General features: G+C 65.1%; 23 protein-coding genes and 1 tRNA gene. 16 read left to right on the top strand and 8 right to left on the bottom strand.

Annotated features, from left to right (window positions below; translation table 11 throughout):
• The 7 genes from ILT44_RS16735 to ILT44_RS16705 all read left to right on the top strand — a co-directional run.
• A partial coding sequence (locus tag ILT44_RS16735) for a hypothetical protein (protein ID WP_204240742.1) occupies positions 1-190 on the top strand: 190 nt, incomplete at its 5' end.
• A gap of 17 nt (positions 191-207) precedes the next feature.
• The gene (gene nosZ, locus ILT44_RS16730) at positions 208-2,157 is read left to right on the top strand and encodes a TAT-dependent nitrous-oxide reductase (RefSeq protein ID WP_204240741.1); all 1,950 of its coding nucleotides are present in this window, start codon (positions 208-210) and stop codon (positions 2,155-2,157) included.
• A 7-nt stretch (positions 2,158-2,164) separates the two neighbouring features.
• On the top strand, positions 2,165-3,556 hold the full coding sequence (locus tag ILT44_RS16725; RefSeq protein WP_204240740.1) for a nitrous oxide reductase family maturation protein NosD: 1,392 nt from the start codon (positions 2,165-2,167) through the stop codon (positions 3,554-3,556).
• On the top strand, positions 3,553-4,473 hold the full coding sequence (locus ILT44_RS16720; RefSeq protein ID WP_204240739.1) for an ABC transporter ATP-binding protein: 921 nt from the start codon (positions 3,553-3,555) through the stop codon (positions 4,471-4,473). Before ILT44_RS16725 ends, ILT44_RS16720 begins: the two co-directional genes overlap by 4 nt.
• Positions 4,470-5,300 (top strand): ABC transporter permease subunit, encoded by an 831-nt coding sequence (locus ILT44_RS16715; protein WP_204240738.1) that lies wholly within the window; start codon positions 4,470-4,472, stop codon positions 5,298-5,300. The genes ILT44_RS16720 and ILT44_RS16715 overlap by 4 nt, the downstream gene beginning before the upstream one ends.
• Positions 5,297-5,896, top strand: a complete 600-nt coding sequence (locus tag ILT44_RS16710; RefSeq protein WP_204240737.1) for a nitrous oxide reductase accessory protein NosL — start codon at positions 5,297-5,299, stop codon at positions 5,894-5,896. The genes ILT44_RS16715 and ILT44_RS16710 overlap by 4 nt, the downstream gene beginning before the upstream one ends.
• Positions 5,897-5,906: 10 nt before the next feature.
• On the top strand, positions 5,907-6,902 hold the full coding sequence (locus ILT44_RS16705) for an FAD:protein FMN transferase (protein ID WP_204240736.1): 996 nt from the start codon (positions 5,907-5,909) through the stop codon (positions 6,900-6,902).
• Here ILT44_RS16705 and ILT44_RS16700 read toward each other — a convergent pair.
• Together ILT44_RS16700 and ILT44_RS16695 are read right to left on the bottom strand one after the other, a co-directional pair.
• The gene (locus ILT44_RS16700) at positions 6,899-7,579 is read right to left on the bottom strand and encodes a Crp/Fnr family transcriptional regulator (RefSeq protein ID WP_204240735.1); all 681 of its coding nucleotides are present in this window, start codon (positions 7,577-7,579) and stop codon (positions 6,899-6,901) included. The two genes, ILT44_RS16705 and ILT44_RS16700, sit on opposite strands and share 4 nt — an antisense overlap.
• The gene (locus ILT44_RS16695; protein ID WP_204240734.1) at positions 7,580-7,963 is read right to left on the bottom strand and encodes a hypothetical protein; all 384 of its coding nucleotides are present in this window, start codon (positions 7,961-7,963) and stop codon (positions 7,580-7,582) included. It lies immediately after the preceding gene.
• Positions 7,964-8,179: 216 nt separating this feature from the next.
• Here ILT44_RS16695 and ILT44_RS16690 point away from each other — a divergent pair, with 216 nt between their 5' ends.
• From ILT44_RS16690 to ILT44_RS16665, 6 genes are all read left to right on the top strand, one after another.
• Positions 8,180-11,548: an SIR2 family protein gene (locus ILT44_RS16690; protein WP_204240733.1), complete on the top strand. Its 3,369-nt coding sequence runs from the start codon at positions 8,180-8,182 to the stop codon at positions 11,546-11,548.
• A gap of 300 nt (positions 11,549-11,848) precedes the next feature.
• Entirely contained in the window at positions 11,849-12,493 is a 645-nt protein-coding gene (locus ILT44_RS16685; RefSeq protein WP_204240732.1) for a hypothetical protein, read from the top strand.
• 71 nt (positions 12,494-12,564) lie between these two features.
• Positions 12,565-12,906 (top strand): DUF6634 family protein, encoded by a 342-nt coding sequence (locus ILT44_RS16680; protein ID WP_204240731.1) that lies wholly within the window; start codon positions 12,565-12,567, stop codon positions 12,904-12,906.
• Between the two features lie 24 nt (positions 12,907-12,930).
• On the top strand, positions 12,931-14,925 hold the full coding sequence (locus ILT44_RS16675; RefSeq protein ID WP_204240730.1) for an AAA family ATPase: 1,995 nt from the start codon (positions 12,931-12,933) through the stop codon (positions 14,923-14,925).
• A gap of 395 nt (positions 14,926-15,320) precedes the next feature.
• Positions 15,321-15,551, top strand: a complete 231-nt coding sequence (locus ILT44_RS16670) for a hypothetical protein (protein WP_204240729.1) — start codon at positions 15,321-15,323, stop codon at positions 15,549-15,551.
• The gene (locus ILT44_RS16665; RefSeq protein ID WP_204240728.1) at positions 15,548-16,615 is read left to right on the top strand and encodes a tyrosine-type recombinase/integrase; all 1,068 of its coding nucleotides are present in this window, start codon (positions 15,548-15,550) and stop codon (positions 16,613-16,615) included. The genes ILT44_RS16670 and ILT44_RS16665 overlap by 4 nt, the downstream gene beginning before the upstream one ends.
• Before the next feature lie 68 nt (positions 16,616-16,683).
• Here ILT44_RS16665 and ILT44_RS16660 read toward each other — a convergent pair.
• Positions 16,684-16,760, bottom strand: a tRNA-Arg gene (locus ILT44_RS16660).
• Positions 16,761-16,886: 126 nt separating this feature from the next.
• Here ILT44_RS16660 and ILT44_RS16655 point away from each other — a divergent pair.
• From ILT44_RS16655 to ILT44_RS16645, 3 genes are all read left to right on the top strand, one after another.
• Positions 16,887-17,096, top strand: a complete 210-nt coding sequence (locus ILT44_RS16655) for a hypothetical protein (RefSeq protein ID WP_204240727.1) — start codon at positions 16,887-16,889, stop codon at positions 17,094-17,096.
• A 223-nt stretch (positions 17,097-17,319) separates the two neighbouring features.
• Positions 17,320-18,144 (top strand): thermonuclease family protein, encoded by an 825-nt coding sequence (locus tag ILT44_RS16650; protein WP_204240726.1) that lies wholly within the window; start codon positions 17,320-17,322, stop codon positions 18,142-18,144.
• Between the two features lie 6 nt (positions 18,145-18,150).
• On the top strand, positions 18,151-19,575 hold the full coding sequence (locus ILT44_RS16645) for a M48 family metalloprotease (protein WP_204240725.1): 1,425 nt from the start codon (positions 18,151-18,153) through the stop codon (positions 19,573-19,575).
• 97 nt (positions 19,576-19,672) lie between these two features.
• On the opposite strand, the gene ILT44_RS16640 is transcribed toward ILT44_RS16645, so the two are convergent.
• The 5 genes from ILT44_RS16640 to ILT44_RS16620 form a co-directional block, all read right to left on the bottom strand.
• Positions 19,673-20,545, bottom strand: a complete 873-nt coding sequence (locus tag ILT44_RS16640) for an RNA polymerase factor sigma-32 (RefSeq protein WP_204240724.1) — start codon at positions 20,543-20,545, stop codon at positions 19,673-19,675.
• Between the two features lie 167 nt (positions 20,546-20,712).
• Positions 20,713-21,297 (bottom strand): CarD family transcriptional regulator, encoded by a 585-nt coding sequence (locus ILT44_RS16635; RefSeq protein WP_204240723.1) that lies wholly within the window; start codon positions 21,295-21,297, stop codon positions 20,713-20,715.
• Between the two features lie 359 nt (positions 21,298-21,656).
• A complete protein-coding gene (gene fdxA, locus ILT44_RS16630; protein ID WP_204240722.1) occupies positions 21,657-21,995 on the bottom strand; it encodes a ferredoxin FdxA in 339 nt (112 codons plus the stop codon).
• Positions 21,996-22,151: 156 nt separating this feature from the next.
• On the bottom strand, positions 22,152-22,454 hold the full coding sequence (locus ILT44_RS16625) for an RNA-binding S4 domain-containing protein (RefSeq protein WP_204240721.1): 303 nt from the start codon (positions 22,452-22,454) through the stop codon (positions 22,152-22,154).
• A 12-nt stretch (positions 22,455-22,466) separates the two neighbouring features.
• The gene (locus tag ILT44_RS16620) at positions 22,467-25,631 is read right to left on the bottom strand and encodes a helicase-related protein (protein WP_204240720.1); all 3,165 of its coding nucleotides are present in this window, start codon (positions 25,629-25,631) and stop codon (positions 22,467-22,469) included.
• Positions 25,632-25,812 lie beyond the last annotated feature (181 nt).

Raw genomic sequence — 25,812 nt, 5'->3', positions numbered from 1 at the left:
GCGCTGCCCGCACATGATCCAGGTGCGGCTCAAGCGCGAAAAGCGCGAGGCCCTTTCGTCCCCGTCCATGCGCCAGATCAATGACGGCGGGGCTGGTCCTGCTAAACCGATCATCACCCACAAGGGCAAGGTTCTCGGCAAGCCCACGGGCGATCCGACGACGGCGGATGTCCCGACAACCGCCTCATGAGCAAGAAGGAGGCTCACGTGTCACAGGAAGATAACAAGAACGGTCTCAGCAGGCGTCAGTTGCTCGGAACGACAGCCGCCGCGGCTGCCGCCGGAGCGGCGGGTGTCGCGGGTGGCGTCTCGTTGAAGGATGCGGGCATCATCACGCCCGCCGAGGCACAGACCGCTCCCGGCGCGCCCGCGGCGCGTCCCGCTGTCACCAACAAGTACGAGGTCAAGCCCGGCGAACTCGACGAGTACTACGTGTTCTTCTCCAGCGGCCAGAGCGGCGAGGTCCGCATCGTCGGCTGCCCGTCCATGCGCGAGCTGATGCGCATTCCCGTGTTCAACCGCGACAGCGCCACCGGCTGGGGCCAGACCGACCAGAGCCGCAAGATCCTCACCGAGGGCCTGACGCCGGAAAGCCGCGAGTATCTCAAGGATAAGGGTGGAGTCTACACCGCCGGCGACCTGCACCACCCGCACCCCTCCTTCACGGACGGCACCTACGACGGTCGCTACCTGTTCGTGAACGACAAGCTGAACACCCGCGTCGCCCGCATCCGTCTCGACGTGATGAAGTGCGACAAGATCATCCAGCTCCCGAACCAGCACACGGTGCATGGCCTGCGCGTGCAGAAGTACCCGCGCACGGGCTACGTGTTCTGCAACGGCGAGGACCGCGTGCCGATCCCGAACGACGGCAAGATCCTGGACGATCCGAAGCAGTACTCCTCGATCTACACCGCGGTCGACGGCGACACCATGACGGTCGCCTGGCAGGTCAGGGTCGACGGGAATCTCGATAACACGGACGCGGACTACCAGGGCAAGTATTCCTGGGCGACCTGCTACAACTCGGAGGAAGGCGTGACGCTCGCCGAGATGATGGCGAAGGAGCAGGACTGGGTCGTCGTCTTCAACCTCAAGCGCATCGAGGACGCAGTGAAGGCCGGCAAGGCCGAGATGATCGGCGGCGTGCCCGTCCTCGACGGTCGCAAGGGGTCGCCGTACACGCGCTACATCCCGGTGGCGAACAGCCCGCACGGCATCAACACCGCGCCGGACGGCATCCACTTCGTCGCCAACGGCAAGCTGTCGCCGACGGTGACCGTCTTCGACGCCCGCAAGCTCGACGACCTGTTCGACGACAAGATCCAGCCGCGCGATGTCGTCGTGGCCGAGCCGGAACTGGGCCTCGGCCCGCTGCACACCGCCTACGATGGCAAGGGCAACGCCTACACGACGCTGTTCCTCGACAGCCAGGTGTGCAAGTGGAACATCGACCTCGCCAAGCGGGCGTTCAAGGGCGAGAAGGTCAACCCTGTCATCCAGAAGCTCGACGTGCACTACCAGCCGGGCCACAACCACACCTCCATGGGCCAGACCAAGGAGGCTGACGGCAAGTGGCTGCTGTCGCTGAACAAGTTCTCGAAGGACCGCTATCTCAATGTCGGCCCGCTCAAGCCCGAGAACGACCAGCTCATCGACATCTCCGGCGACCGGATGGTGCTCGTGCACGACAGCCCGAGCTATGCCGAGCCGCACGATGCGACCCTGGTGCACCGTTCCAAGATCAATCCGATCCATACCTGGAAGCGCGATGACCCGTTCTTCGCCGACGCGGTGCAGCAGGCCAAGGTCGACGGGGTCACCTTGGAGGTCGACTCGAAGGTGGTCAGGGACGGCAACAAGGTGCGTGTCTACATGACGTCGGCTGCGCCGGCGTACGGCCTGGAGAGCTTCCAGGTGAAGCAGGGTGACGAGGTGACGGTCTACGTGACCAACGTCGACGAGGTCGAGGACCTGACCCACGGCTTCGGCCTCATCAACTACGGCATCAGCATGGAGGTGGCGCCCCAGGCAACGGCATCCGTGACGTTCACGGCGGACCGGCCCGGCGTATACTGGTACTTCTGCACCTGGTTCTGCCATGCCATGCACATGGAGATGAAGGGCCGCATGTTCGTCGAGCCGCGGGCGACCTGATGCCATGATGGGACGTCGTGCACTGGTACGCATGGGACTGGCGGCGGCTATCGCCGCCAGTTTCGCCCTGCCCGCGTGGGCGGAGCGGATCGCCGTCTCTACGGGCGATGCGATTCAGGAGATCGTCGATCTCGCTTCCGAGAGTGACGTGGTCGTCCTGGAGCGCGGCGAGCACCGCGGTCCCATCCGGATCACGAGCAGGGTGACGGTCGAGGGTGAGCCGGGCGCGATCCTCGTCGGGCCGGGGAAAGGGAGCGTGGTCACGGTGTCCGCCCCAGGAGCGGTCGTGCGCGGCCTGATCATCCGCGGCTCCGGACGGGATTCCGAGAAGATGGATGCCGGGGTCTTCGTCGAGAAGACGGCCGCTGGAGCCATCGTCGAGGGCAACCGGATCGAGGGCAACCTGTATGGCATCTATCTCCATGGGGCGGAGAACTCCGTCGCGCGCGGCAATGAGATCGTCGGGATCCGGGAGGGCCGCGTGAACGAGGCCGGCAACGGCATCTCGGTCTGGAATGCGACGGGAGCGAAGGTGCTCGACAACAGCGTCCGCTTCGGCCGTGACGGCATCTTCGTGATCACCAGCAAGCGCAACGTGTTCTCCGGCAACCGCTTCCGCGACCTGCGCTTCGCCATTCATTACATGTACACCAACGACAGCGAGATCACGGACAACGTGTCGGTCGACAACGCGGTCGGCTTTGCGCTCATGTTCTCGAGCCGCTTGAAGATCACCGGCAACGTGTCGGATGGGGACCGCGACCACGGCTTCCTGTTCAACTACGCCAACGGCTCCCAGATCACCGGCAACACCGTGTTGGGGCGGCTCCAGCCCGCCGAGCGTTGGAACACCGGCGGGACGCGCGGCAAGGACGACAAGGAACACGGCCTGCCGGCGCCGGACTCAAGTGAGGTGGCACAAGGTCCGGATGCAAGGCCTGGCCCCACCAAGTGCGTGTTCATTTACAACGCCAACCAGAACCGCTTCCGCGACAACTGGTTCGAGGGATGCGAGATCGGCATTCACTTCACCGCCGGGTCCGAGCGCAACGAGATGGTCGGCAACGCCTTCATCCGGAACCGGAACCAGGTGAAGTACGTCAGCACCCGTTATCTCGACTGGTCTAAGGACGGGCGCGGCAACTACTGGAGCGACAATCCCGCCTTCGACCTGAACGGCGACGGATTGGGCGACGGCGCCTACCGCCCGAACGACCTCGTCGACCGCGTGCTCTGGACCGCGCCGCAGGCCAAGGTGCTGATGAACAGCCCGGCCGTGCAGGTGATCCGCTGGGCTCAGGCGCAGTTCCCGGCCCTTCTGCCGGGCGGGGTCGTTGACAGCCGGCCCCTCATGGCGCCGCCCCGGCGCCCGCAGCCTGCCGCAGGAGGCCGGCCATGACCGGAACCGTCGAGATCCGCAACGTCGTCAAGCGCTTCGGCAAGGTCGAGGCGGTTCGCGACGTTTCCTTCAGCCTTCCCGAAGGCGAGACGGTGGCGCTCGTCGGCCACAACGGCGCCGGCAAGACCACCCTGATGAAGCTCATGCTGGGACTGATCCGGCCGACAGGCGGCAGCATCAAGGTGCTGGGCGACGATCCGGCCGCAGGACAGTTCGAGGCGCGACGCAGGCTCGGCTACCTGCCGGAAAACGTCTCGTTCAACACGGCGCTCACGGGGCACGAGACCCTGGCATTCTATGCCCGCCTCAAGCGGGAGCCGGGCAAGTCCGTCGCGCCGCTCCTCGAGCGCGTCGGCCTCACCCACGCCGCCAGCCGGCGGGTCGGCACCTACTCCAAGGGCATGCGCCAGAGGCTCGGCCTCGCGCAGGCGCTGCTGGGCGAGCCGCGGGTGCTGCTGCTCGACGAACCGACCACAGGCCTCGATCCTGCCCTGCGCCAGAGCTTCTACGAGATCGTGGAGGAACTGCGCGGGCGCGGGGCCACGGTCCTGCTGTCGTCGCACGCGCTGACCGAGATCGAGGAGCGCGCCGGGCGCGTGTTGATCATGAACCGCGGGATCAAGGTCGCGGACGGCACGCTCGACGAGCTGCGCCGCATCGCGCGGCTGCCGACCCGCATCCGTCTCAAGGTCACCGACGCCGGACTCACCAACGTGCCGAATTGGCTCGGTCCCGTGGAGGGATGGCGCCGTGTCAACGGCCACATGGTCGAGATCGATGCCTCGCCGGAGAGGAAGATCGAGGTGCTGCGGCGGGCAACCGACGAGGGTGCGCCCGTCGAGGACCTCGACGTGGTGCCTCCAACCCTCGACGAACTCTATGCCCACTTCCTTCTGTCGCAGGAGACCGCGCGATGAGAAACATCCTGATCGTCGCGCGCAAGGAAATCCAGGAGGGCCTGCGCAACCGCTGGGTTCTCGCCACGACCCTGCTGCTCGCAGGCCTCGCCCTTTCGCTCACCTTCCTCGGCAGCGCCCCAACTGGCACCGTCGGCGTGCGTGCACTCGACGTGGTGATCGTCAGCCTCTCGAGCCTCACGATCTTCCTCGTGCCGCTGATCGCGCTGCTGATCTCGCACGATGCCATCGTGGGCGAGATGGAGCGGGGCACCATGCTGCTGCTCCTGAGCTACCCGGTCGGGCGCTGGCAGGTGCTGCTCGGCAAGTTCATCGGCCACCTGTCCATCCTCGCGTTCGCGACCCTGCTGGGCTACGGCGCGGCCGCTGGCGCCTTGGCGGCAACGGGTGCGGAGATCGACGCGGAGAGCTGGATCGCCTTCGCCTCCATGATCGGTTCCTCGATCCTGCTCGGCGCCGCGTTCATCGCGGTGGGCTATCTGGTCAGCGCCTTGGTGCGGGAACGCGGCACGGCGGGCGGCATCGCCGTAGGCATCTGGCTCGTGTTCGTGCTGATCTACGACATGGCGCTGCTCGGGATGCTCGTCGTCGACCAGGGCCGGACCCTGTCCGGCGGGTTCCTCAACGCCCTGCTCCTGCTCAATCCCGCCGATGCCTATCGCCTGTTCAACCTGACGGGCACCGCGGGGGTCAGCGCGTTCTCCGGCATGGCCGGGGTGGCGCAGACAGCGACCTTGGGCCCGTACCCCCTTCTTGCAGCACTTGCCGCCTGGACCCTGGTCCCGCTCGGCCTCGCGGCGCTTGCGTTCTCCAGGAGAGAGCTATGAGAAAGATCGCCCTCCTCACCTTCTTCGCGGGTGCGCTGGCCCTCGCCGGCTGCAACGACCGGAAGACCGCGGAAGCCCCGCCGCCCCCGCACGAGATGACGGCCTCGGCCATCGGCCACTACTGTGGCATGAACGTTATGGAGCACACCGGGCCGAAGGGGCAGATCGTCCTGGCGAGCCGCAAGGAGCCTGTGTGGTTCTCGTCAGCCCGGGACGCGATTTCCTTCACCATGCTGCCGGAGGAGCCGAAGGACATCCGTGCGATCTACGTCTCCGACATGGCCAAGGCACCGGAGTGGGACAAGCCCGGGGCGACGAACTGGGTCGATGCCAGGCAGGCCTCGTTCGTGATCGGGAGCCGCATGAAGGGTGGCATGGGCGGCGACGAGGCTGTGCCGTTCTCCGACAAGGGAGCCGCGGAGAAGTTCGCGGCCGAGAACGGCGGACGCGTCGTCGCTTTCGCGGAGGTGCCGAAGGATTATGTCCTGGGTGCCACCGCCGAGATGACGGGCACCGCCGAGGAGAAGTCAGGCCTGGAGGGACAGCATCACGATCATGCCGCGCCCGCCGCGGCAAAGGACGGTCACGCCCATTAGGGAGCCAGCCATGTCTCTTCTCCTCTCCCGTCGTCGCTTCATAGGGGTCACCGCAGCCGCGGCGGGCTTGGGACTTATGCCGCTCGGACATGCGGCAAGAGCCGACGCCCACCTCGTGACCTGGCACGGCCATGCCATGGGCGCGGTGGCGACCCTGCAAGTGCACCATCATGACCGGGGCATAGCCGAGCGGCTTGTCGAGCGCTCGCTCGCCGAGGTGCGCCGACTGGAGCAGGTGTTCAGCCTTTATCGGCCGGACTCTGCTCTCGTGGCACTGAACCGACAGGGCATCCTCGTCGCTCCGCCTGCGGACCTGGTCACGCTCCTCGCCGAATGCCGCCGCTGCTGGGAGTTGACGGAGGGTGCCTTCGATCCGACGGTGCAGGCGCTGTGGACACTCTACAGGGACCACTTCTTCAGGCCCGATGCGGATCCGCACGGTCCGTCCGCACCCGCGCTCCGTGATGCCCTCGAACGGGTGGGCTTCGGTCAGATTGCGTTCGACGCGAACAGGATCGCCCTTCCGCGACGCGGGATGGGGCTGACCCTGAACGGCATTGCCCAAGGCTACGTCACCGACAGGGTCGTGGACATCCTGCGCGCGGGCGGCATCGGGAGCAGCCTCGTCGACATGGGCGAGCCACGGACCATGGGCTCCCATCCCTCGGGCACGCCATGGCGCGTCGGCATCGCGGACCCGGACCACCCGGAGCAGGTCGATGAAACTATCGAGGCGGTTGACCAAGCCGTCGCGACCTCCGGAGGCTATGGCTTCCGCTTCGATCCAGGCGGACGTTTCAACCACCTGCTCGACCCGCGGACGGGTGCCTCGGCCCATCGGTATCGGAGCGTGACCGCCATCATGCCGACTGCGGCCGCGGCCGATGCCCTGTCGACGGCATTCAGCCTCCTGCCTGCGGATGTGATTGTGAACGCCCTCCGCAAGGTTGGTGGCGAGGTCCGGTTGGTCACCGCCGATGGGGAAAGGCGAACGCTGACACGCTAGGCCTCCCGGTACAGGATCCTGGCTACGGCCTCGACGTCGGCGATGACCAGCCGACGCCTGTAGCGCCCGATCCGGCGCTGCGCCTCCCAGGCGCGAAGCGTCCGGCTTACCATGTGCAGGGTGCTCCCGATCAGGTCCGCGAGATCCTGGCGGCTGACCGGGAACGGGATCTCGACCCCGTCCGCAGTCTGCTGTCCGAAGGCTTCCACGAGCCTGAGGATGGCACGCGCGAGGCGCTGCTCGACAGGCTCGGTCGAGAGATCGCGCAACCTGCTCTCCATCTCGCGCAGACGCGTCTCGAGGTCCCGGATGACGTTGAGCGCCAGTTGCGGGTATCGGACCACGAACGACTTGATGGCTGCCGACGACCATTGGAGTTCAACGCATTCGGTCACGGCAACGGCATTCGTGGGGTAGAACCTGTCCAGCAGGGCGGGACTGCCGAAAACCTCCCCGGGCCTGACGTACTTGATGATGACCCGCGGCCCGCTCGGGGTGACCTGAATCAACCGGACGACACCCGAAACGATGACGTGCACGGCCCGCGCCGGCTGGCCTACCGTGAAGAGCACGCCTTCGGCCGGGACGGTTCGGCGCTCCGCCTGGCGCAGCATCTCTGCCGTGGCCTCCTCGTCGAGACCCTTGAGCAGGCCTTCCGAAAGGACATCGTCGGACATTCAACCCTCTGCCTCATGAGGTGACGCCCTCCTGGCGGAGGCAAGTCGCCCAGCCCTGGCCATGTCCGCGGACCCGCGCGCCGCCGCGGAACGGATATCCGCGAAGAGGAACGCGATCTCGTCGAAGACGCCGAGGTCCGTCTCGTCCGTCGCGACCGTGTCGAGTTCGCCGACCAGTTCGAGCAGCGCCGCGATGCGTTCGGCCTGATGCCGCGCATCGAGGATCAGGGCGCGGACCTGCCGCCGGGTCTCGAGAGTTTCAAAGCGTTCCAGGGCGGCATCGAGCTTGCCGCGGCACCGACAGTCCAGATCGAGCGTGCTCACGACGGCACGGACGCGCGTCAGGAGATTGGACGGTCTTGGCTTGGCTGCGTGATCTTCCATTCCGGACTCCTCGTTGCATAGTCGGAACAGGAAGACACACGAGGATCCACGTTTCGTTGCAGCAGCGCAAGGACAGTCACGGGTTCACGCGGCCCGAGCGCGAAGGATTTCAGATCGCGGTCCGGCACGCCTGGATCGTCCGGGCGAGGCGCTGCCGGGGAACACGGCCTGTCCATGATCATTGACTGCACCCGAATACGCCAGGAGCACGGTCGCTTGTCTGATCCGAGGGCGACGCCAGCGATCGAGGAAACTGATCTCGTTCTCACTGGTGCGGATTTCGGAGACGCCTACCTCAGGAGTGGCTGGGCTGCGAGGTTTCTCTACGATCTCGTGCGGCGCTATCACATTGTCCTCGTTGGCTACGGGGCAGAGGATCCTCCGCTGAAGTACCTGCTGAATGTGATCAGCGCCGACCGCCGACGGTTTCGCGACCTAAGAACCATCTATGCGTTCGACAGCGCAGGGGCCGACGGCGCACAGGTCACACAGGCCTGGCTGGCGAAGGGCATCAGGCCGTTACTCTATGAGGACGATCCCGCCCATGCGAACCTCTACGACACATTGGCAGAATGGGCAGCGTGGGTCACTGATCCGCAGGGCTGGGCGGAGCGGCGCTTGCGAGAGGTCATCGGGCGAAGCTACACCGAGGCATCGTCCGCTGAACGCGGGGTACTGGAACTGCTGCTCACGTCACCGGCGAATTGCAGGCTGTTTAAGAAGCTGGGCGGGGACTTTTCCTGGATCCGCGCCATCGAGGACGCACGGCCGGGATCGGAACGCGGGTCGGGTGGCGATTCCAGCATCGAACCTCAGATGGGCACGTACCTCGGTAGCCTCAAGGCATGGTTGCTCGACGAGCTTGAAACACCGGCCGCGATGGCGTGGGCCGTCGACCGCCTTACGCCACGGAAGCGATCCCCCAACGATGAGGCCGATGGCTTGGAGGCAAAGGACCAAGCGGTCCGCTCCACTCACGTTGCGGGCTTCTCGTCTGAGGAGATCTCAATCCTGGACGACTTGATCGAGCGGCAATCCAAGGATTGGAATCCGGAAAGCCGTCGGTTCTGGTCACTCCTATCCCGCGCCGTCCGAGATGCCGATCGCGGCCGCTCCGACGTATTCGCCTATGACCTCGTCGAGCGACTGAAGTCCGGTGAGACACCAGATCTCAGCGACATAGACCGACTGGCTCGCTTTCTCCAGCCACAACTCCGTCTGGAGCGGCCCTGGCGGTGGACAGCAGGAGGGGAGGATGAGGAGGCAACCGGATCGTTCGATCCGCAAAGCCTGACCTCCCGGTCGATCCATTGGGGTGCGTACCCCGACCATAGGGAGATCGTCGCCGCGCTCCCTGATAACCCTTCGTGGCTGGCGCTACTCCTGCGGGCGCTCGAGGCAGAACTGGATGCAGCATACCGTCTCGCCATCCTCATGGGCTGGACGGAGGAAGCATCTGATTTACTCCACCGATTGACCAACCGGGTCGCGACGGAGACTCACTGGCGGAGCGGTCCTGACGTTGATCCCGCCGAGGCTACGGATCCTGACCCATACCCTTCGGATCACCGCACCCTCGTGCGCGTCATATCGGGGGCTTGGGACCGGCTGGCCGCGCTTGATCCCGATCGGGCCCGCCGCATCGCCGAAGGATGGAGGCTACGCGATGAGGCTCTATATCGACGGCTTTACCTACATGCCTTGCGCCATGCCGAGGTCTTCACGGCCGCAGATGTGGGACAAACGCTACTCTCGTGTCGAGATGAGGAGCTTTGGGGTAAGTTTGCCGAGACAACGCTTCTGATCGTGACGCGTTGGCGGTCTCTGACGGAGGGTGATCGGGTTGGTCTGGAGGAACGCCTCCGTCAAGGTCCCCCGATCACGGGATGGACGAGAGGATCGGACGACGAAAAACGAGCCTGGCAACATGATCGTGCGGCACGATTGCTTTCGGCCATTGCACAGAAGGGCGGTCCGCTGTCAGGGGAGGCCGGCCGGATGGTTGATGAACTGGCTGCACGTGCGGGCCGTGACGCCGTTAACCTGTCAACCGACGACCTCCTGCCCGGCGGCGTTCGCGCTTGGTACGTGCCAGAGGGCGACCCATCTGAATTTATGGACAAAGAGGGCGCCGCACTCGTCGCAGCGCTGGAAGAGGCCGGAGTTGATCGTGGATTTGGCGAAAGCGATCATGCGGCCGCCTTTGTGCGGCAGCAGCCCCAACGAACGCTGGCGGCGTTGCTGTCAGCGCCGGACAGCGCGGCGCACGGCGAGCTTTGGCGGCGAGTCCTCCAGCGGCTGTCGGATGACGACGCCATGCAGGAGGCCTCCCTGGTTCAGAAGCGCACCGTTTTGGATGTGCTCGGCCGGATGCATGGTGAGGCATTGGATGCGCTGGGGCCTGCCGCGGTGCGGTGGCTCGAGAAGTGCATCGTTGGTCGCGACGAGATCATTGAGCCGTTCCTCTCAGACCATCAGGCTCTGATCCTGGATGTGTGGCAGCACCTCGCCGGGCATGTGTTGTTTATCGACGAGACTGGCTCTGACGAGAGGTTCGGACCGAGCCAAGGCGAACGTCTGTTTGGCCGGGCGTACAATACGCCCGCTGGTGACGTCACCTTCGTCGGATTGGCTCTTCTCGACCGAGTGCGCCGCGCACCTGATCGTTTCGACATAATCTACGACCGGGCAAACAACATTGAGACGACGCTGTTGAAGGCCGTCGGCAACGCGCGAAGGATGGTTGCCGCACGACTGGCCGAGTGGGCGCATGTCGCTGTCGCGTTGATGCCGCGCGCCGCAGACGAGCTCGTGCTTACGCCGATTACGGACGATGAGGGGGAGGCAGACCTCAGTCTCCTCGACCTTCACGCGCTTTATGGCCGGGCCTTGACTGACGAGCTCTATGGACGCCTTGAGCCAGCAATGGTTCGGGAGGCGAAACTAGCCCGGCTCTCGACCAAAGGTGTAGCCCACCTCGTTGCGCGGCTTGCCTGGCGTACCCTCGATCGCTTGGCAGGAGAACACGAAGCGGCCCTCGGTCCGGCTGCCTTGAGAGCTGCTCTCCAGCAGACGAGCGACGAAGGGCGTATGGCCGCTGCCGATGCCGTTCGGGACTGGTTTCTGCGTAAGCCGCTTGAGGAGCGGGCACGGGCTTGGGAGCAGGCCGGGAAACTCTTCTTCGATCAGTGTTGGCCGCTCGATGTTGCTCTCAGGGATCCTGGACTTTCACAACACCTTGCGAGACTTCCGGCCTTACTTGGGGCAGCCTTCGCTGAGGGCGTCCGAACGATCGCTCCCCTGATCGTTCCCTTTGAGCTCTGGGACGTGGACACACTTTTCTTGTACTTCGGAGAGCGGCGGAAGACGGATGAAGGGCAACTGCTTCCCGACAGCAGCGAACGGCGCAAGGCAGCCGCGGAGGATTGGAGCGGAGCGCTCGACTTGCTGGATGCTGCTCTCGGCCCAAGTCCCGCAGTGGTACCCTACGATCTCGCTGACTGGCTCGCCGAAATCCGGGCTCTGGTCCCCGCTGTAGCAGATGACATGCGATACAAGCGTCTTCTCCGCTTAACCCAGGGCTAGACGTGCAAATCGATGCCTCCTCAATTCCAGGCACCGTGCCCGTGCCGCATTTAATCGGTCAAGCTGATGCCCCGGCGGACCTCGAAAGGGGTAGCGAATAGCACATTGACAAGCTTGGCCATGTTTTCTATTTGTTCCTGCATGACCAAGGCTCCCGCATATATTGCTGATACCGGATTGCGCTTTCAGCGCACGGTCTGCCTGCGCGGTACCCGAATAGCCTCCATACGCTGACTTCCCGAACCCGCCCTATCGGTTCACGCGACGGCATCCACCGTCCACAATGGGACGAGCGTAACCATGCCAATCTCCCAATCTTTTGCCATCGGCATCGACGACGGTCTCGATGTCCTGGCCCGCATCCGCGAAGAGACCTCGGCACTCTCCTTCAATCCACGCGGCACCGTACGTTGCGAAGGACGACCGATGTTCCGGCATCAAGCGGCGCGTGATTTCGGATGCCTGCTCGATGTCGATCCTACGGTGATCACGTGGACATGCCTCCCACTGGTCCTGCATCACGCGCAAGGAACGCACGTCCCGGATTTCGCGGTCACACGGGGTTCCGGCACGACGCTGATCGATGTTTTGCCATCAAACGGCGAAGCCGCTCAAGCGCAGTTGCTTGCGGAAGTATCGCTCCCATTAGGCTGTCGACATGAAATCCTGACGGGGTCGGACTTTGTCGAAGGCTTTCGTCTCGACAATGCCCGCGATCTCCTGCGCTACGCCAACTCCCACGTGTCGCTCGGAGACCGCGTTCGTCTCCTGACACTGCTCGATGAGCAGGGACCGATGCCGCTCGCCGCGTGCATGCAGGTCATCCGCGACGGACGCGACCCGATAGGCGCGATCGCCGCCATGGCCCTGCGCCGCTTCGTCGACATAGACCTCGACGGGGCCCGGATCGGACCAGAGACGCGCGTCTCCCGCTTCCACGACTGAACCTTCCGTTTCAAACCAACCAAGTCGTCCGGCTCGAACCCCTCGGGACCAGGAACGACGGAGCATGTCCTATGCCCTTCATCATCAAGAACGATGGCCCGGCACCCCAGCTCGAGGCCGAAATCATCCGGTTGCGCGGTCTTCTGCGGGATCTCGACAACATCCGCCGGGGCAAGCATCCCGGCAAGGCCCTGCTTGCGTCGTGTCCGACAATTCACGACTGGCAGGGCATCACGCGCCCCGATCCGTGCCTGACCGGGATCATGTTCAACCATCCGACGATCGGCGACGGCCGGCCGGGCGTCACCACGGGTCTCTGGATTCTGGCGCCGAGCCTCGGCTACGCGCGAACGCTGTCCCGTTTCTACGCCCTCGGGCAGGCCGCCGACAACTTCAACCCGGACCTCCTCTGACGCATGCCTCAAGGAGGACCGACCATGACCTCGACATTCACCTCAACCTCGCGGCGCACGGAGACCGTGCGCCGTCCCCGGGACGTCGGCCGGACTGCCGCGCGCAACCTCATCGTCCGCGCCCTGCGACGGGCGGGCCTGCACCACGTGCTGCGGGGACAGCCCTGCATCGTCGGCCTCGTGGTGCCCCATCCCCAGGACAGGCCGGACTTCGTCGAGGCGGCGAGGGCCATGCTCCGCACCCTGTCGCATGACGCGCTCGCCAACGAATTCGACAGGTTCGACGATGCGTTCGAAGTCGTCGAGTTCGACAGCAAGCCAAAGCGCCCGAAGGCGGCCGAGGACGCCGTGCGGGCGACACTCGCATCCCGTGCGCGGGTCGTCGCCGTCGCAGGGGATCCGGCCGACTTCCCAACGGTCTTCCGCGTAGCGGCGGACGCGATCGTGACGCCTGACCTGGTCGACGTGCGGGCACTCGAGGGAGCCTTGCACGCCGTGTTCGGCAGCAAGCCGCCGGGTGATTTGATCGATGCCGCGCTCGGGCTGCCGCTCCAGACCATCGGCATGTTGGTCAAGCCGGGGAGAAGCCTCGGTCAGGTCGTGCGACGGCTGCGGCGGTTCAAGGACGGAGCGGCTGCCGCTCCGGTCACGGCACGCCAACGCCGCGAGCACCCGACGCTCGACGACCTGCACGGGCTCGGCGAGGCGGCGGAATGGGGCCAGTCGATGGCGCGGGACTTCGCGGACTACAGGGCCGGGCGGCTCACGTGGGCCGACATGGATCGCGGTATCCTGGTCAGCGGCCCGCCTGGCACGGGCAAGACGACCTTCGCGCGCGCTCTGGCCAGCACCTGCATGGTGCCGATCCACGTGCATTCGCTCGCGCGCTGGCAGGCCAAGGGGCATCTCGACGATCTCCTGAAGGCGATGCGCGGGGCTTTCGAGGATGCAAAGAAGGACGCGCCCTGCATTCTGTTCGTCGACGAGATCGATGCGTTCGGCGACCGCGAGACGCTATCGGGAGAGCATGAGCAGTACTGCCGCGAGGTCATCAATGCCTTCCTGGAGTGCCTCGATGGGGCCGAGGGGCGCGAGGGCGTCGTCGTCGTCGGCGCTACGAACCTGCCCGACAAGATCGACGCCGCGATCCGGCGCCCGGGGCGCCTCGACCGCCACGTCGTCATTCCCCTGCCGGACACGGAAGCGCGCAAGGGGATCCTGCGCCACCATCTCGGCGATGATCTCGCGGACGCGGACCTGTCGGACGCGGCGGAGCGGCTGGAGGGCGCCTCCGGCGCCGTGATCGAGCAGGTGGTGCGCAATGCCCGGCGCAGGGCACGCAGTGAGCGGCGGCCTCTCGCAATTGGCGACCTCGGTGTCGCTCTGCCGACGCGGCTTCGCCTGTCCGACGCGGATTTCCGCCGCGCCTGCATCCACGAGGCCGGGCATGCGGTGATCGGCACCCTGCTGTCGCTCGCCGCCGGCAAGGTGCCCACGCAGGTGCGCGTGTTCCGCGAGGTGTCGGTCGATGGTGCCGCCGGGGTGACGGCCTGCCATCGCGTCGGGGGCGTCATGCGGACGCGTCTTGCCTACCTCGCCGAGATCGTGGGACTACTCGCGGGGATGGCAGCCGAGGAGATCGTGCTCGGGGAGCATACCGAAGGGGCGGGCGGATCGGACCGCAGCGACCTCCACCAGGCGACGATGCTCGCGGCGGCGATGGAGGCATCGGTCGGCTTCGGCAGGAATATTGCCTACCTGGCGCCCGCCGACGACGCGGAACTCCTCGATCGGCTTCGGTCGGATCCTTCCCTGCGACGTACGGTAAACCGAACGCTCGCCAAGTGCCGCGACCGTGCGAGGACGATGCTGGAAGCGAACGGACCTGCCCTCGATGCCCTCGCCCAGATGCTTGAGGCGTGCGGTTCCGCCTCCCGCGGCGAGATCCTCGACATCGTACTGGCGGGCGGCAGTGACCCTGTCCCTCCACCGGACGCCGGAGAAGGAGGCCCGGCATGAGGCGACGGAGCGATCAGAGGCCTCGAATCGACATCCACCGCCGACAGGCCTGTCGAGTCCTTTCTGCCCGATGCGACAAAAGGCGACCCGGGCTGCCAAGAATGGAGGATTTAAGCTGCGCGGGATCCGGCACCAGGCCGGCGAAACCTTCAAGTATCGAGCAGCGGTCCCCGCATCGAGGGATTCAGCCGCAGGCCAGCGCCTGCGGCAACGGGAGGATTCGTGATGAATCAACCCACCGACCCACGAAGGCCATCGTCGCTCGTGCCGAAAGTGGTGCCACCCGCAGGTCGGGTTGTCCAGGGCGTAGATCGCAGCCGGCAGCGAAATCATCACCGCCAGAGGAATCCAGTCTCGGCGGCAAGCGAAATCCCAGTGATCTGTGAGGTAATGTCATGCCTACAGCCACCCTCAACCTTCGCCTTCAACCGTATCGCCTTCTCACGAAGGCAGAGGCCGCGAACTACTGCCGCCGCCCGCTCAAGAAGTTCGAGGCGCAATGTCCGGTGCAACCCCTGGAGATGATCGATGGAGACCGTCTCTGGGACGTGAAGGATCTCGACCGCTGGATCGACAGCCTGAAAGGGGACTTCGATGCTGACGATATCATCGGGAGACTTGGATGACCGTCGTTCGCGTGAAGGGCTTCCAGATCTTCAAGGATCGCCATGGCACGTGGCGCTGCTATCACCGCAAGACACGTGCCCGCATCGACCTCAGGAAGGCGCCGCTCGGATCCGCCGAGTTCTTCGCCGAATGCGACAGGATCACGGCTCGCATTGCCAAGAAGGCCGAGAAGCCCGGCACCCTTGGCATGCTGATCGCGTTGTACCGGGATAGCTACGACTTTCGCGATTTGGCCCCGCGCACCAAGGAGACATATCAAAGGCATTTCGATTACCTGCAAACGATTGCCGACTTTCCGCTGGCACGCTTCGACAAGCCGGCGGTGATCAAGATCCGCGACAAGGCCCGAAGCAAGGGATGGAAGTTCGCCAACGACGTGAGGGTTCGTCTTTCCGGGCTCTTCGCCTGGGGCGCGCAACGCAATCACATAGATTCGAACCCCGCGTCCGAGGTCGAAGATATCCGTCGCCCGCGCTCCCTACCCGCCGCGAACCGCCCCTGGACCGACGCGGAACGCCATGCGGTGCTCGATGCCGTTCCGGCACACATGAAGCCGGGCATCGCGCTCATGATGTTCACCGGCATGGCACCCGTGGACGTGCTGAAGCTCCCGCGCGAAGCCTATCGCGGCGGCGAGATCGTCACGAGGCGGTCGAAGACCGGCGCGGATGTCTTCTGGCCGGTTCCGGCACCGCTTGCGGAGATCTTGGCCAACGCTCCCGAGCACCAGGCCGCGACGCTCTGCGCGAACTCCCACGGCCACCCATGGACGATCGACGGCTTCCGGGCCTCCTGGAGCAAGGTGCGGATCAAGCTGGAGAAGGAGGGCAGGATCGGCAAAGGACTCACCCTCTATGGCCTGTGGCACACGGTGGCTGTGATCCTGCGGGAGATGGGCCACAATGACCGCGCGATCGCCGATGCGCTCGGGCAGGAGACGACGGACATGGTCCGGCGCTACACCAAGGGCGCGGACATGCGGCGGACGATGCGCGGCGTTGCGGAAGGATTCGCGGACGAACTGGACAAGCGGCGCACGGGAATTGTCAAACCCGACGATTAAAAGTGTCAAACCCCATCGGGCGCGGGCAAGGGCGAAGCCAAAAATCCTTTTGTCTTTAGGGAGTTGGTTGGCGATCCCGGGAAGACTCGAACTTCCGACCTTCGGTTTAGGAAACCGCTGCTCTGTCCTGCTGAGCTACGGGACCGCTGACGAAAGGGGATTTAGCACGGTCGGCAGGGGCATTCCAGGGGGTTGAGTCCCTTCCGTAGAAGGAGCCGAGGAACTCCCCACGGCCAAGCCGGTTGGTGAAGGCAACTGGAGGCATACCACGGTGCAGACGCTTCGCGATTTCCTGAAACAGGTCGAGAACCTTCCCCCCGACACCCTTCTCTGCGTCGCGGAGGTGGACGAGGCCTTTGCCGCGCACGTGGCCGAAGTCGAGATCATCGAGGATGCGAAGCTCCAGAACCGGAAGGCGGAGGGCACCGAAGCAGTCGAACTCGGCAACGGCAATCAGCGCGTCGTGGTGATCCGCTGGTGAGTCTGGAAACAGCTGGTTTCTCCTGCCGGTCTTGACCACAACGATTTGCGCGGTCTGCGATTGTCTTGCCGCTACGGCAGCATCAGAGCCGCGATCACAACAAGCCTAACCCCTCAGGCCAGAGCGGATGTAAGCCGCAGCGGCACAGCCCGGTGCAGGAAAAGCGCTGATCCGCCTGCGCGAAGCGTAGCCGTTTCATCTCAGGTGGGTATGATCTCGTTTTATGACGGGACCGATCCTTCGGATGCTGCTGGCCCTTTGCGCCGGGCTAGCCTTGCATGCCGCCGCAAAGGCGGCCCTGGCGCAGTCCGTTCCTTCGTCACAGCAGCGTGCCGGATGCGACGGCGAGATGCGCTCCGATCGGCTGGAGGGTCTCACCCCGGAGGGGGACCTCATCCTTGGCTCGGACCGCAGGGCGAGGCTGGCAGGGCTGCGGCTCCCGGACGGCTCGCCCTATCGTGATCAAGCCCTTTCCTGGCTTAAATCCCAAATCGGCCGTCTCATCCTCGTGCAAGGCTCGGACAGCCGCGACCGGTGGGACCGGATCTCCATCCGCATCCGGTCCTCTCAGGAGACTCCAGCGCTTGATTGGGCCCATGGCTTGATCGAGGCGGGCCTCGCCTTGGCCGATGCCGGATCGGATGACGTCTTCTGCCAGCCCGAGCTCCTGGCCCTCGAGGCCAAGGCCCGCGAACGACGCCTTGGTCTTTGGGCCGATGACCGCTATAAGCCCTTGGATGTGAATCAATCCGAGCGCCTGCTGGAGCGGGTCGGCAGCTTCGTGCTGGTCGAAGGCCGCGTCAGGAGCATCGGTGAGCGCAAGCAGCGCACCTATTTGAACTTCGGGGGGCTCTGGGCAGAAGACTTCACGATCATCATTCCCCGGAAGACCTGGAAACAGATGTCGGATCGCGGCCTGGGCGCCGAGGCGCTCAAGGGCCGGCGGATCAGGGCCCGAGGCATTTTGCAGCCTTGGCAAGGCACGGCTTTTTCCGTTGTCATACCGGACATGATCGAGCGTCTCGAAGGCGATCCTCTGCCACGATGAACGAGCATGAGCACAACACGTCGACTGCGTAACCTTCGTATCCTCGGCAGCCTCGTGCTCGCAGCCGCTCTGGCGGGCTGCTCCGGCTTTGGCGGAGACGTGTCCCTGCCGGCGAACGCACCCCGGGTGATCGGCCCCGACCGTGACCGCGATCATGTACGTCTCGTCAGGGCTTTCGGCGGCGAAGGCCGCGCACCCCAGCTCCAGCAGATTCTGACGGATGTGACGAACCGGCTCGTCATGGCGACCGACCGGCCGGACGAGACGTTTCAGATCACGATCCTCAATTCGCCCCTGATCAATGCCTTCGCCCTGCCGAACGGACGCCTCTATGTGACGCGCGGGCTCCTGGCCCTCGCCAACGACATGTCCGAGGTGGCGGCCGTGCTCTCCCATGAGATTGCGCACGTAACCCTTCGTCATGCGTCCCAGCGCACCGAATTGCAGGCGCGCTCGGCCCTGATCGAAAGGGTGGCCGAGAACGTGCTCAACGATGCCGAGGAAGCGGCGATGGCGCAAAGCCAGGCCCGCTCGGCCCTGGCGAGCTTCTCGCGCGCCCAGGAGCTCGAAGCCGACCAGATGGGCGTCAGGGTTCTGGCCCGGGCCGGTTTCGATCCCTTCGGCGCTCCCCGCTTCCTGACGGCGCTGGGCCGATCGGGCACAAGCACGGACACCTCGACGGCCGACCGCGATGCCTCGCATCCGCGGACCAACGACAGGGTCTCGCGGGCGCTTCAGGCAGCGCGGCGCACGGAGATGGCGGGGACGGGCGAGACGGGGCGGCTTGCCTATCTGACGGCGCTCGAGGGCCTGTCCTATGGCGACGATCCTGCCGACGGGGTCGTGAAGGGCCGCCGCTTCATCCATTCGCGGCTGGGCGTGGCTTTCGAGGCGCCCGAGAGCTTCAACCTCGAGAACACCTCCCAGGCCGTGCTCGGCGCCTCCCCCGATGGCGACCGGCGGCTGCTGTTCGATGCGGCGGACACGCCGGAAGGGCAGAGCCTGGAGGATGTGCTGCGCTCCACCTGGACGGACACCATCGAGCCGGGAACCCTGACCTCCGTGACCGTGAATGGCCTGCCGGTGGTGACCGCCCTGTCCAACGGCAAGGAATGGACCTTCCGCCTCTCGGCCATCCGGATCGGCAACACCACCTTCCGGCTGATCATGGCCACCCGCGGCAACCGGGGAGACCTGGAGACGATCTTCCAGCAGACCTTAGGCAGCGTGCGACAGGTTCAGCCGGAGGAGGCGCGGCGGATCAGGCCCCTGAAGCTTCAGCTCGTCACCGCGCAGCGGGGCGATACGGCGCAGAGCCTCGCGGCCCAAATGCCCATCGATCGGCCTCTCGAACGCTTCCTGCTCCTGAACGGGCTCGACCGGAATGCTCCCCTGAAGGTGGGCGAGCGCTACAAGGTCGTTGTGGAATAGGGGCTTGCCCCCAGGCGTTCAAAACAAAGCGGCGAAGCGGTCGCCCGCCTCGCCGATGCCGTTCTTTCAGTAATGGGACCTTGAGAATCCGGATTGCTTAAACGAAGGCGCCGGAGGCCTGCGGATATCTCTCCATCAGGGCGCGCTTGAGCTTTTCCAGGGCGCGGTTCTCGATCTGGCGGACGCGCTCTTTCGAGATCCCGAGCCGGTCGCCGAGGAATTCTAGGGTCACCTGCTCATCGTCGAGGCGGCGGGCGCGCAGGATGCGCAGCTCGCGCTCGTTCAAGACCTCGAGGGCCTGCTGCAGCCAGCGCACGCGGCGCTCCGTGTCGATCACGTCGGTGACGCTTTCGTCCGGCAAGGGGCTGTTGTCGACGAGGAATTCGACGCGCTCCGCAGAATTCGACGGATCGGCATCCAGAACGGGCGCATTCAGGGAGGTGTCAGGGGCCGACAGGCGGGCATCCATGAGGGCGACATCGGCCTTCGAGACGCCGATAGCCTCAGCAATCTTCGCATGCACATCCGAAGAGATGCGTTCTTCTCCGCCGCGGGTCAGGCGGGCGCGCAGGCGGCGCAGATTGAAGAAAAGAGCTTTTTGGGCGGAACTCGTTCCACCGCGAACGATTGACCAATTACGAAGGATGTAATCTTGCACGGAGGCACGGATCCACCAGGTCGCATAGGTCGAGAAGCGGACCTCGCGTTCGGGCTCGAACCGGGCCGCTGCCTCCAGGAGACCCACATGGCCTTCTTGGACGAGGTCAGCCATGGGCAGGCCATAGTGACGAAAACGGGCTGCCAGCGCGATGACGAGGCGCATATGGGCAGCCGTCAATTGGTGAAGCGCCGCTTCATCGCGGTTCTCTTTCCAGCGCACAGCTAGAAGATGCTCCTCTTCTCTTTCGAGAAAAGGCGCATTCATGGCAGCGCGGACGAACCGGCGGCGGACCCCTGAGATTTCTCCCATTGTGTGCTCTCCCTTGGCAGAGACACAACGAGCGAGGCCGCGAAAAGTTCACTTCGAACAGCCAAGTTCTGCAAAATAGATTCCGGCCGCTGAAAAACAAGGCTTTGGACATAAAAAAGCCCGACCTGGGGCCGGGCTCTTTGGAAGGCTGGAACCGACGCTGCCGATCAGGCGGCCTCTTCCTGAAGATCGTCGCCCTCGGCCTCGCCTTCAGCCTCAGCACCCTTGGCACGACGCGGAGACTTGGCGAGGCTCTGCTCGATGAGCTTGAGAGCCTCGGTATCCGTGATCTTGTTCACGGCCGAAATCTCGCGCACGACCCGGTCAAGGGCGGATTCATACAGCTGACGCTCGCTGTAGGACTGCTCGGGCTGGGCCTCGGAGCGATAGAGGTCGCGCACGACCTCCGTCACAGCAATCAGATCGCCGGAATTGATCTTGGCCTCGTATTCCTGGGCGCGGCGCGACCACATGGTGCGCTTCACGCGGGCACGACCCGTCAGAACGTCCAGAGCCTTTTGGACCAGAGCCGGTTCGGCAAGCTTGCGCATGCCGACACTGGAAGCTTTACCTGTCGGGACCCGGAGGACCATCTTGTCCTTGTCGAAGGAGACGACGTACAGCTCCAGTTTGAAACCCGCGATTTCCTGCTCTTCGATGGCCGTAATGCGGCCGACACCGTGAGCGGGATAGACGATCGCTTCACCGGACTTGAACCCAAGGCGCTGGGCGGACTTCTTGGCGGTTGTCATGCGAGAGAGGCCTCCTTGCATGGTCCTCGCCTGGCGGCGAGGAAGCTGTTGTCCCGCTGGGCAGGGCCCCAGAGGAACGAGGATAGGATGTGAGGGTCACGGAACTTGACTATTCCGCTCGTCTCCCTGATGTAAGCCGGCGGCTACAAACGCTCATGCCCTTGACCCAGGCAGCAAGGCTCCCTTAAGTCAAAGGACGCGAATCTTTGCTTCATTATGTGAACCGCCGGTCTGCGGGGACGGTGCACGGCTTGAGCGCAAGCGACGGCATTTGCGGACCCTATCACAGTCCGGCCGAAAAAGCAAAAATATTTCAAGGGATAGCGTGAAGAGGACCTGCCTCGGCCCGAAGCCGGGGCTTAATCGCCCTCGCCGGGATTGGGCGAGAAATAGGCCTCGAACTTGCCCGCAACACCGTCGAATTCCTTCGCATCGCCAGGCGCGTCTTTCTTGATAGTGATGTTGGGCCAGCTCTTGGCCATGTCGGCGTTGAGCTTCAGCCATTGCTCGAGGCCCGGCTCCGCATCGGGCTTGATCGCCTCGGCCGGGCATTCCGGTTCGCAGACACCGCAATCGATACACTCGTCAGGGTGAATGACGAGCATGTTCTCGCCCTCGTAGAAACAATCGACCGGGCAAACCTCGACGCAGTCCATGTATTTGCACTTGATGCAATTTTCAGTGACGACGTAGGTCATGAACGGTCCTTCAGGGGTCTGTTCCAATCGAGAAAGATCTGCTGCCGCACTAGCGCATCGTGCGGAAAAGTGGACCCGGTTTTCCGCCCGAACGATGCGCTCTTCAAAGAGTGGAGCATCGGACCCAAAAGTGGGCCCACTTTTGGGTCCGATGCTCTAGCCCTTGTCAGGGTCGCTGACAAGCGCTCCCTTGTCCTGGCTGAGATCCAGGTAGAGCAGCCTTGCTTCCGTTGCAGGGCCGCGGCGTTCGCCGAGGACCTCGACTCGGACGACAAGGGTCGTCCGGGGAAGCGCGATGGTCACCACGTCACCGACCGCCACCGCCTTGGCAGCATTGTCGGTGCGCTGGCCATTGAGCCGGACGAAGCCGCTGGTCACCAGCTTGGCCGCCAGCGTCCGGGTTTTCGCAAAGCGCGCGAACCACAGCCACTTGTCGAGCCGCTGGCGGTCCTCACGCATGCACTCAACGCCTCACTTCTTGTTATCCTCAAGCTGGGCCTTGAGAGCCATGAGCTTGGCGAAGGGTGAATTCGGATCCGGCTGCTTCTCGCGGCGCTCGTGACCGCCGTCGCGGCGGTTGTCAGGCCGCTTGTCGGGGCGAGGCCCACGACGGTCGTCGCCACGGCCAGGGCCACGCGGCGGCCGGTTCTGCGGGCGCCCGCCCTCCCCTTGCGCCTCGCGGCGATCCGGACGCGGGCGGCGCTCGCCGGCGGGCTGCTCGCCCTGAGCCTCGCCATGACGCGGGCGCCGGTCGCCTCGGTCATGACGCTCGCCACGGTCGGACCGGTCGCCGCGCTCGTGGCGGCCACCACGCGCATCGCGGCCATGGCGCGCCTGCCCGCCTTCGTGATGGCGGCGGCCCTGGCGCCAGACCTCGATCATCTCGGGCTCGGCCGATGCGGTCTCGGCGGGAGCCGCCTCGGCAGAAGCTTCCGCAGGAGCCATGGCCTGACCTTCGGGCGAAGCCACGGCCTCGGCGGCGCTGGCCTCGACCTCCTGCTCAGAGACGGCGGCTTCGGGAGCCTCGACCGCAGCAGCCCCGGCTTCTTCGGAGCCGACGGTAGCCTCAGGCGCCTCAGCCTGGATTTCCTCGACCGGAGCAGCCACCTCGCCTTCGGTCGGCGCCGCCTGAGGCTCGACGACCGTCGGAGCTTCCACGAGCGGCACGGTGATGGCCGGACCGGAACGACGGTCCATGACGTAGCCAAGGGACTTCAGGATGGTGGCGAAATCCTCGCCGGCACAGCCGACGAGGGATGTCATGGCGACCGTCGGAACGAACCCCTCGCCATCGGCCGCGCCCGCCGGGGGCTGACCGGGGGTGATGCCGGGACGGTAGGCGATGGCAGGGCGGATCAGGTCGGCCAGACGCTCCAGGATGTCGACGCGCACGGCCCGGCCGCCCAGGACGCGGAAGCCTGCGGCGCGGTAGAGCCCGTGCCCGATCTCCGGATCGACCGGGATCGAGGTGCGGCCGGACTGGGCGAGATGGGCGATCTCGTCGATGCCCTTCTGCTCGAGGCCGCCGTTCTGCAGCGCCCAGAGCTGAGTTGCCAGGACGCGGGGCGCCGGCTTCAGCAGGGCCGGCAGGTAAAGGTGATAGGCCCCGAAGCGAATTCCGGCCTTGCGCAGAGCCGAGCGGGCGTCCTGGTCGAGGCTTCGAACCTCGTTGAGAACCTTGGACCGCTCCAGGACGCCCAGGGCCTCGCCGATCTGGAAGCCGATGCCGCGGGCAAGGCCCGTCAGCTCCGCGCTGTCTTCGAGCTGGAGCAGTGGACCGAGCAGGCGCACGATATAGGCCTTCAGCCAGGCGCGCAGGCGGGCGTCCACCTTGTCCCGGGCAGGACCCGTGAGATGCTCGTCCGAGAGAATGCGCACCTTCGGGTCGAAAAGCTTGTCCCCGGTCTCGAGCTTGGCCACCGGGTCGCCCATCCAGCGGATCGTGCCGTCGTTCGACAGCACGAGCATCGTGTCGGGGGTCTCGGCGAACCGATCCGCCCGCGCCTCGATCTCGCCGGCCAGCGCCTTGCTGGCCGCGTTGCGCAGGGTCTTGGTCTCCGTGGTGTCGGCCTGGGGATCAGGCACGAAATGGAAGCCATGCAGGTGACCGATGTGCTGGCCCTCGACGGTGACGTCGCCGGTGGTCGTAATTTCCGCTTCGAGCATTGTGTTCTCTCTCAAGCGCCGCATGAGAACGCTCGTCCTCCGGTCGATGAACCTTTGGGCGAGACGTTCATGGAGCGCATCCGATAGCTTGTCCTCTACCTGACGCGCAACATCCTGCCAATGCTCTGGATCCTTCAACCAGTCGGGACGGTTGGCGACGAAGGACCAGGTCCGGACCTGGGCGATGCGGTTGGAGAGGGTGTCGATATCCCCATCCGTCCGGTCCATGGCGGACAGATGGCGGGCAAACCAGTCGGCCGGGATGGCCCCGTCCTTCATAAGAAAACGGTAGAGCTGCCCGACAAGATCCGCATGGGTCTGCGGTGAAACCTTCCGGTAATCGGGCACCTGGCAGATCTGCCAGAGCCGCTCCACGGCATATTGCGAACGGGCGAAAGCCTGGATGTCGTCTTCCCGAACCAGAACCTCGAGGGAGGCCACATCCTCGCCGGTGGGGGCGCGCACGAGGCCGTGCTCCCTCGGCTGCTGGCCCAGCGAATCGCGCAGGCGGGCAAGCGACGAGAAGTCGAGGTCGGGGTTGCGCCATTGGAGGATGCGGACCGGATCGAAGATGTGGTTTTCCAGCGCCTCGACGGTCTCCGCATCGAAGGGCGGGCAGCGGCCGGAGGTGCCGAAGGTCCCGTCGCGCATGTAGCGGCCGGCGCGGCCGGCGATCTGGGCCAGTTCCGGGTTGTTCAGCTTGCGGAACTGGAACCCGTCGAACTTCTTGTCGGATGCGAACGCCACATGGTCCACGTCGAGATTGAGGCCCATGCCGATGGCATCGGTGGCGATGAGATAGTCCACGTCGCCGTTCTGGAAGAGTTCGACCTGAGCGTTGCGGGTGCGGGGCGAGAGGGCGCCGAGCACCACCGCCGCGCCGCCGCTCTGACGGCGGATCAGCTCCGCGATGCCATAGACCTCCTCCGCCGAGAAGGCGACGATGGCCGAGCGGCGAGGCAGGCGCGAAACCTTCTTCTCGCCCGCAAACGAGAGCTTCGACAGGCGCGGCCGGGTCACCACGTGGACGCCGGGGATCAGCGCCTCGATCAGCGGGCGCATGGTGGCCGATCCGATGAGGAGGGTCTCCTCGCGTCCGCGCTGGTTCAGGAGGCGGTCGGTGAAGACATGGCCGCGATCGAGGTCGCTGGCGAGCTGGACCTCATCGACCGCCACGAAGGCGAGGTCGAGGTCCCGCGGCATCGCCTCGACGGTGGAGATCCAGTAGCGCGGCCGGTCCGGCTTGATCTTCTCCTCGCCCGTGATCAGGGCGACGTTGTGGACCCCCGCCTTGTCCACCACCCGATTGTAGACCTCGCGGGCAAGCAGGCGCAGGGGCAGCCCGATCATGCCGCTGTCATGGCCGAGCATGCGCTCGATGGCGAGATGGGTCTTGCCGGTATTGGTGGGACCGAGCACGGCCGTGACGCCGCGCGCGCGCACTTGCGGAGGAAGGGAACGACGGGCCATGCCTGGATGTCGGGTAATCGGAAAGGTCCCGGATGATGATCAGAGGCTTCAGGCCGGACGCCGGAGCAGGAAGCCTTCTTGAAAGCAGCCTTAAGCCCAGCGGCCGGCTGCGAGCTAGCCTCTTATATGGGGTCAAGCACCGTTTTCGCTACCCATGCGAGATCCTTCTCGCCGAGGATTT

Source organism: Microvirga arvi, from assembly GCF_016892765.1.
Classification (GTDB): Bacteria; Pseudomonadota; Alphaproteobacteria; order Rhizobiales; family Beijerinckiaceae; genus Microvirga; species Microvirga arvi.
Note: the sequence above shows the minus strand (reverse complement) of the source record. Positions and strands in the feature narration are given on the sequence as shown.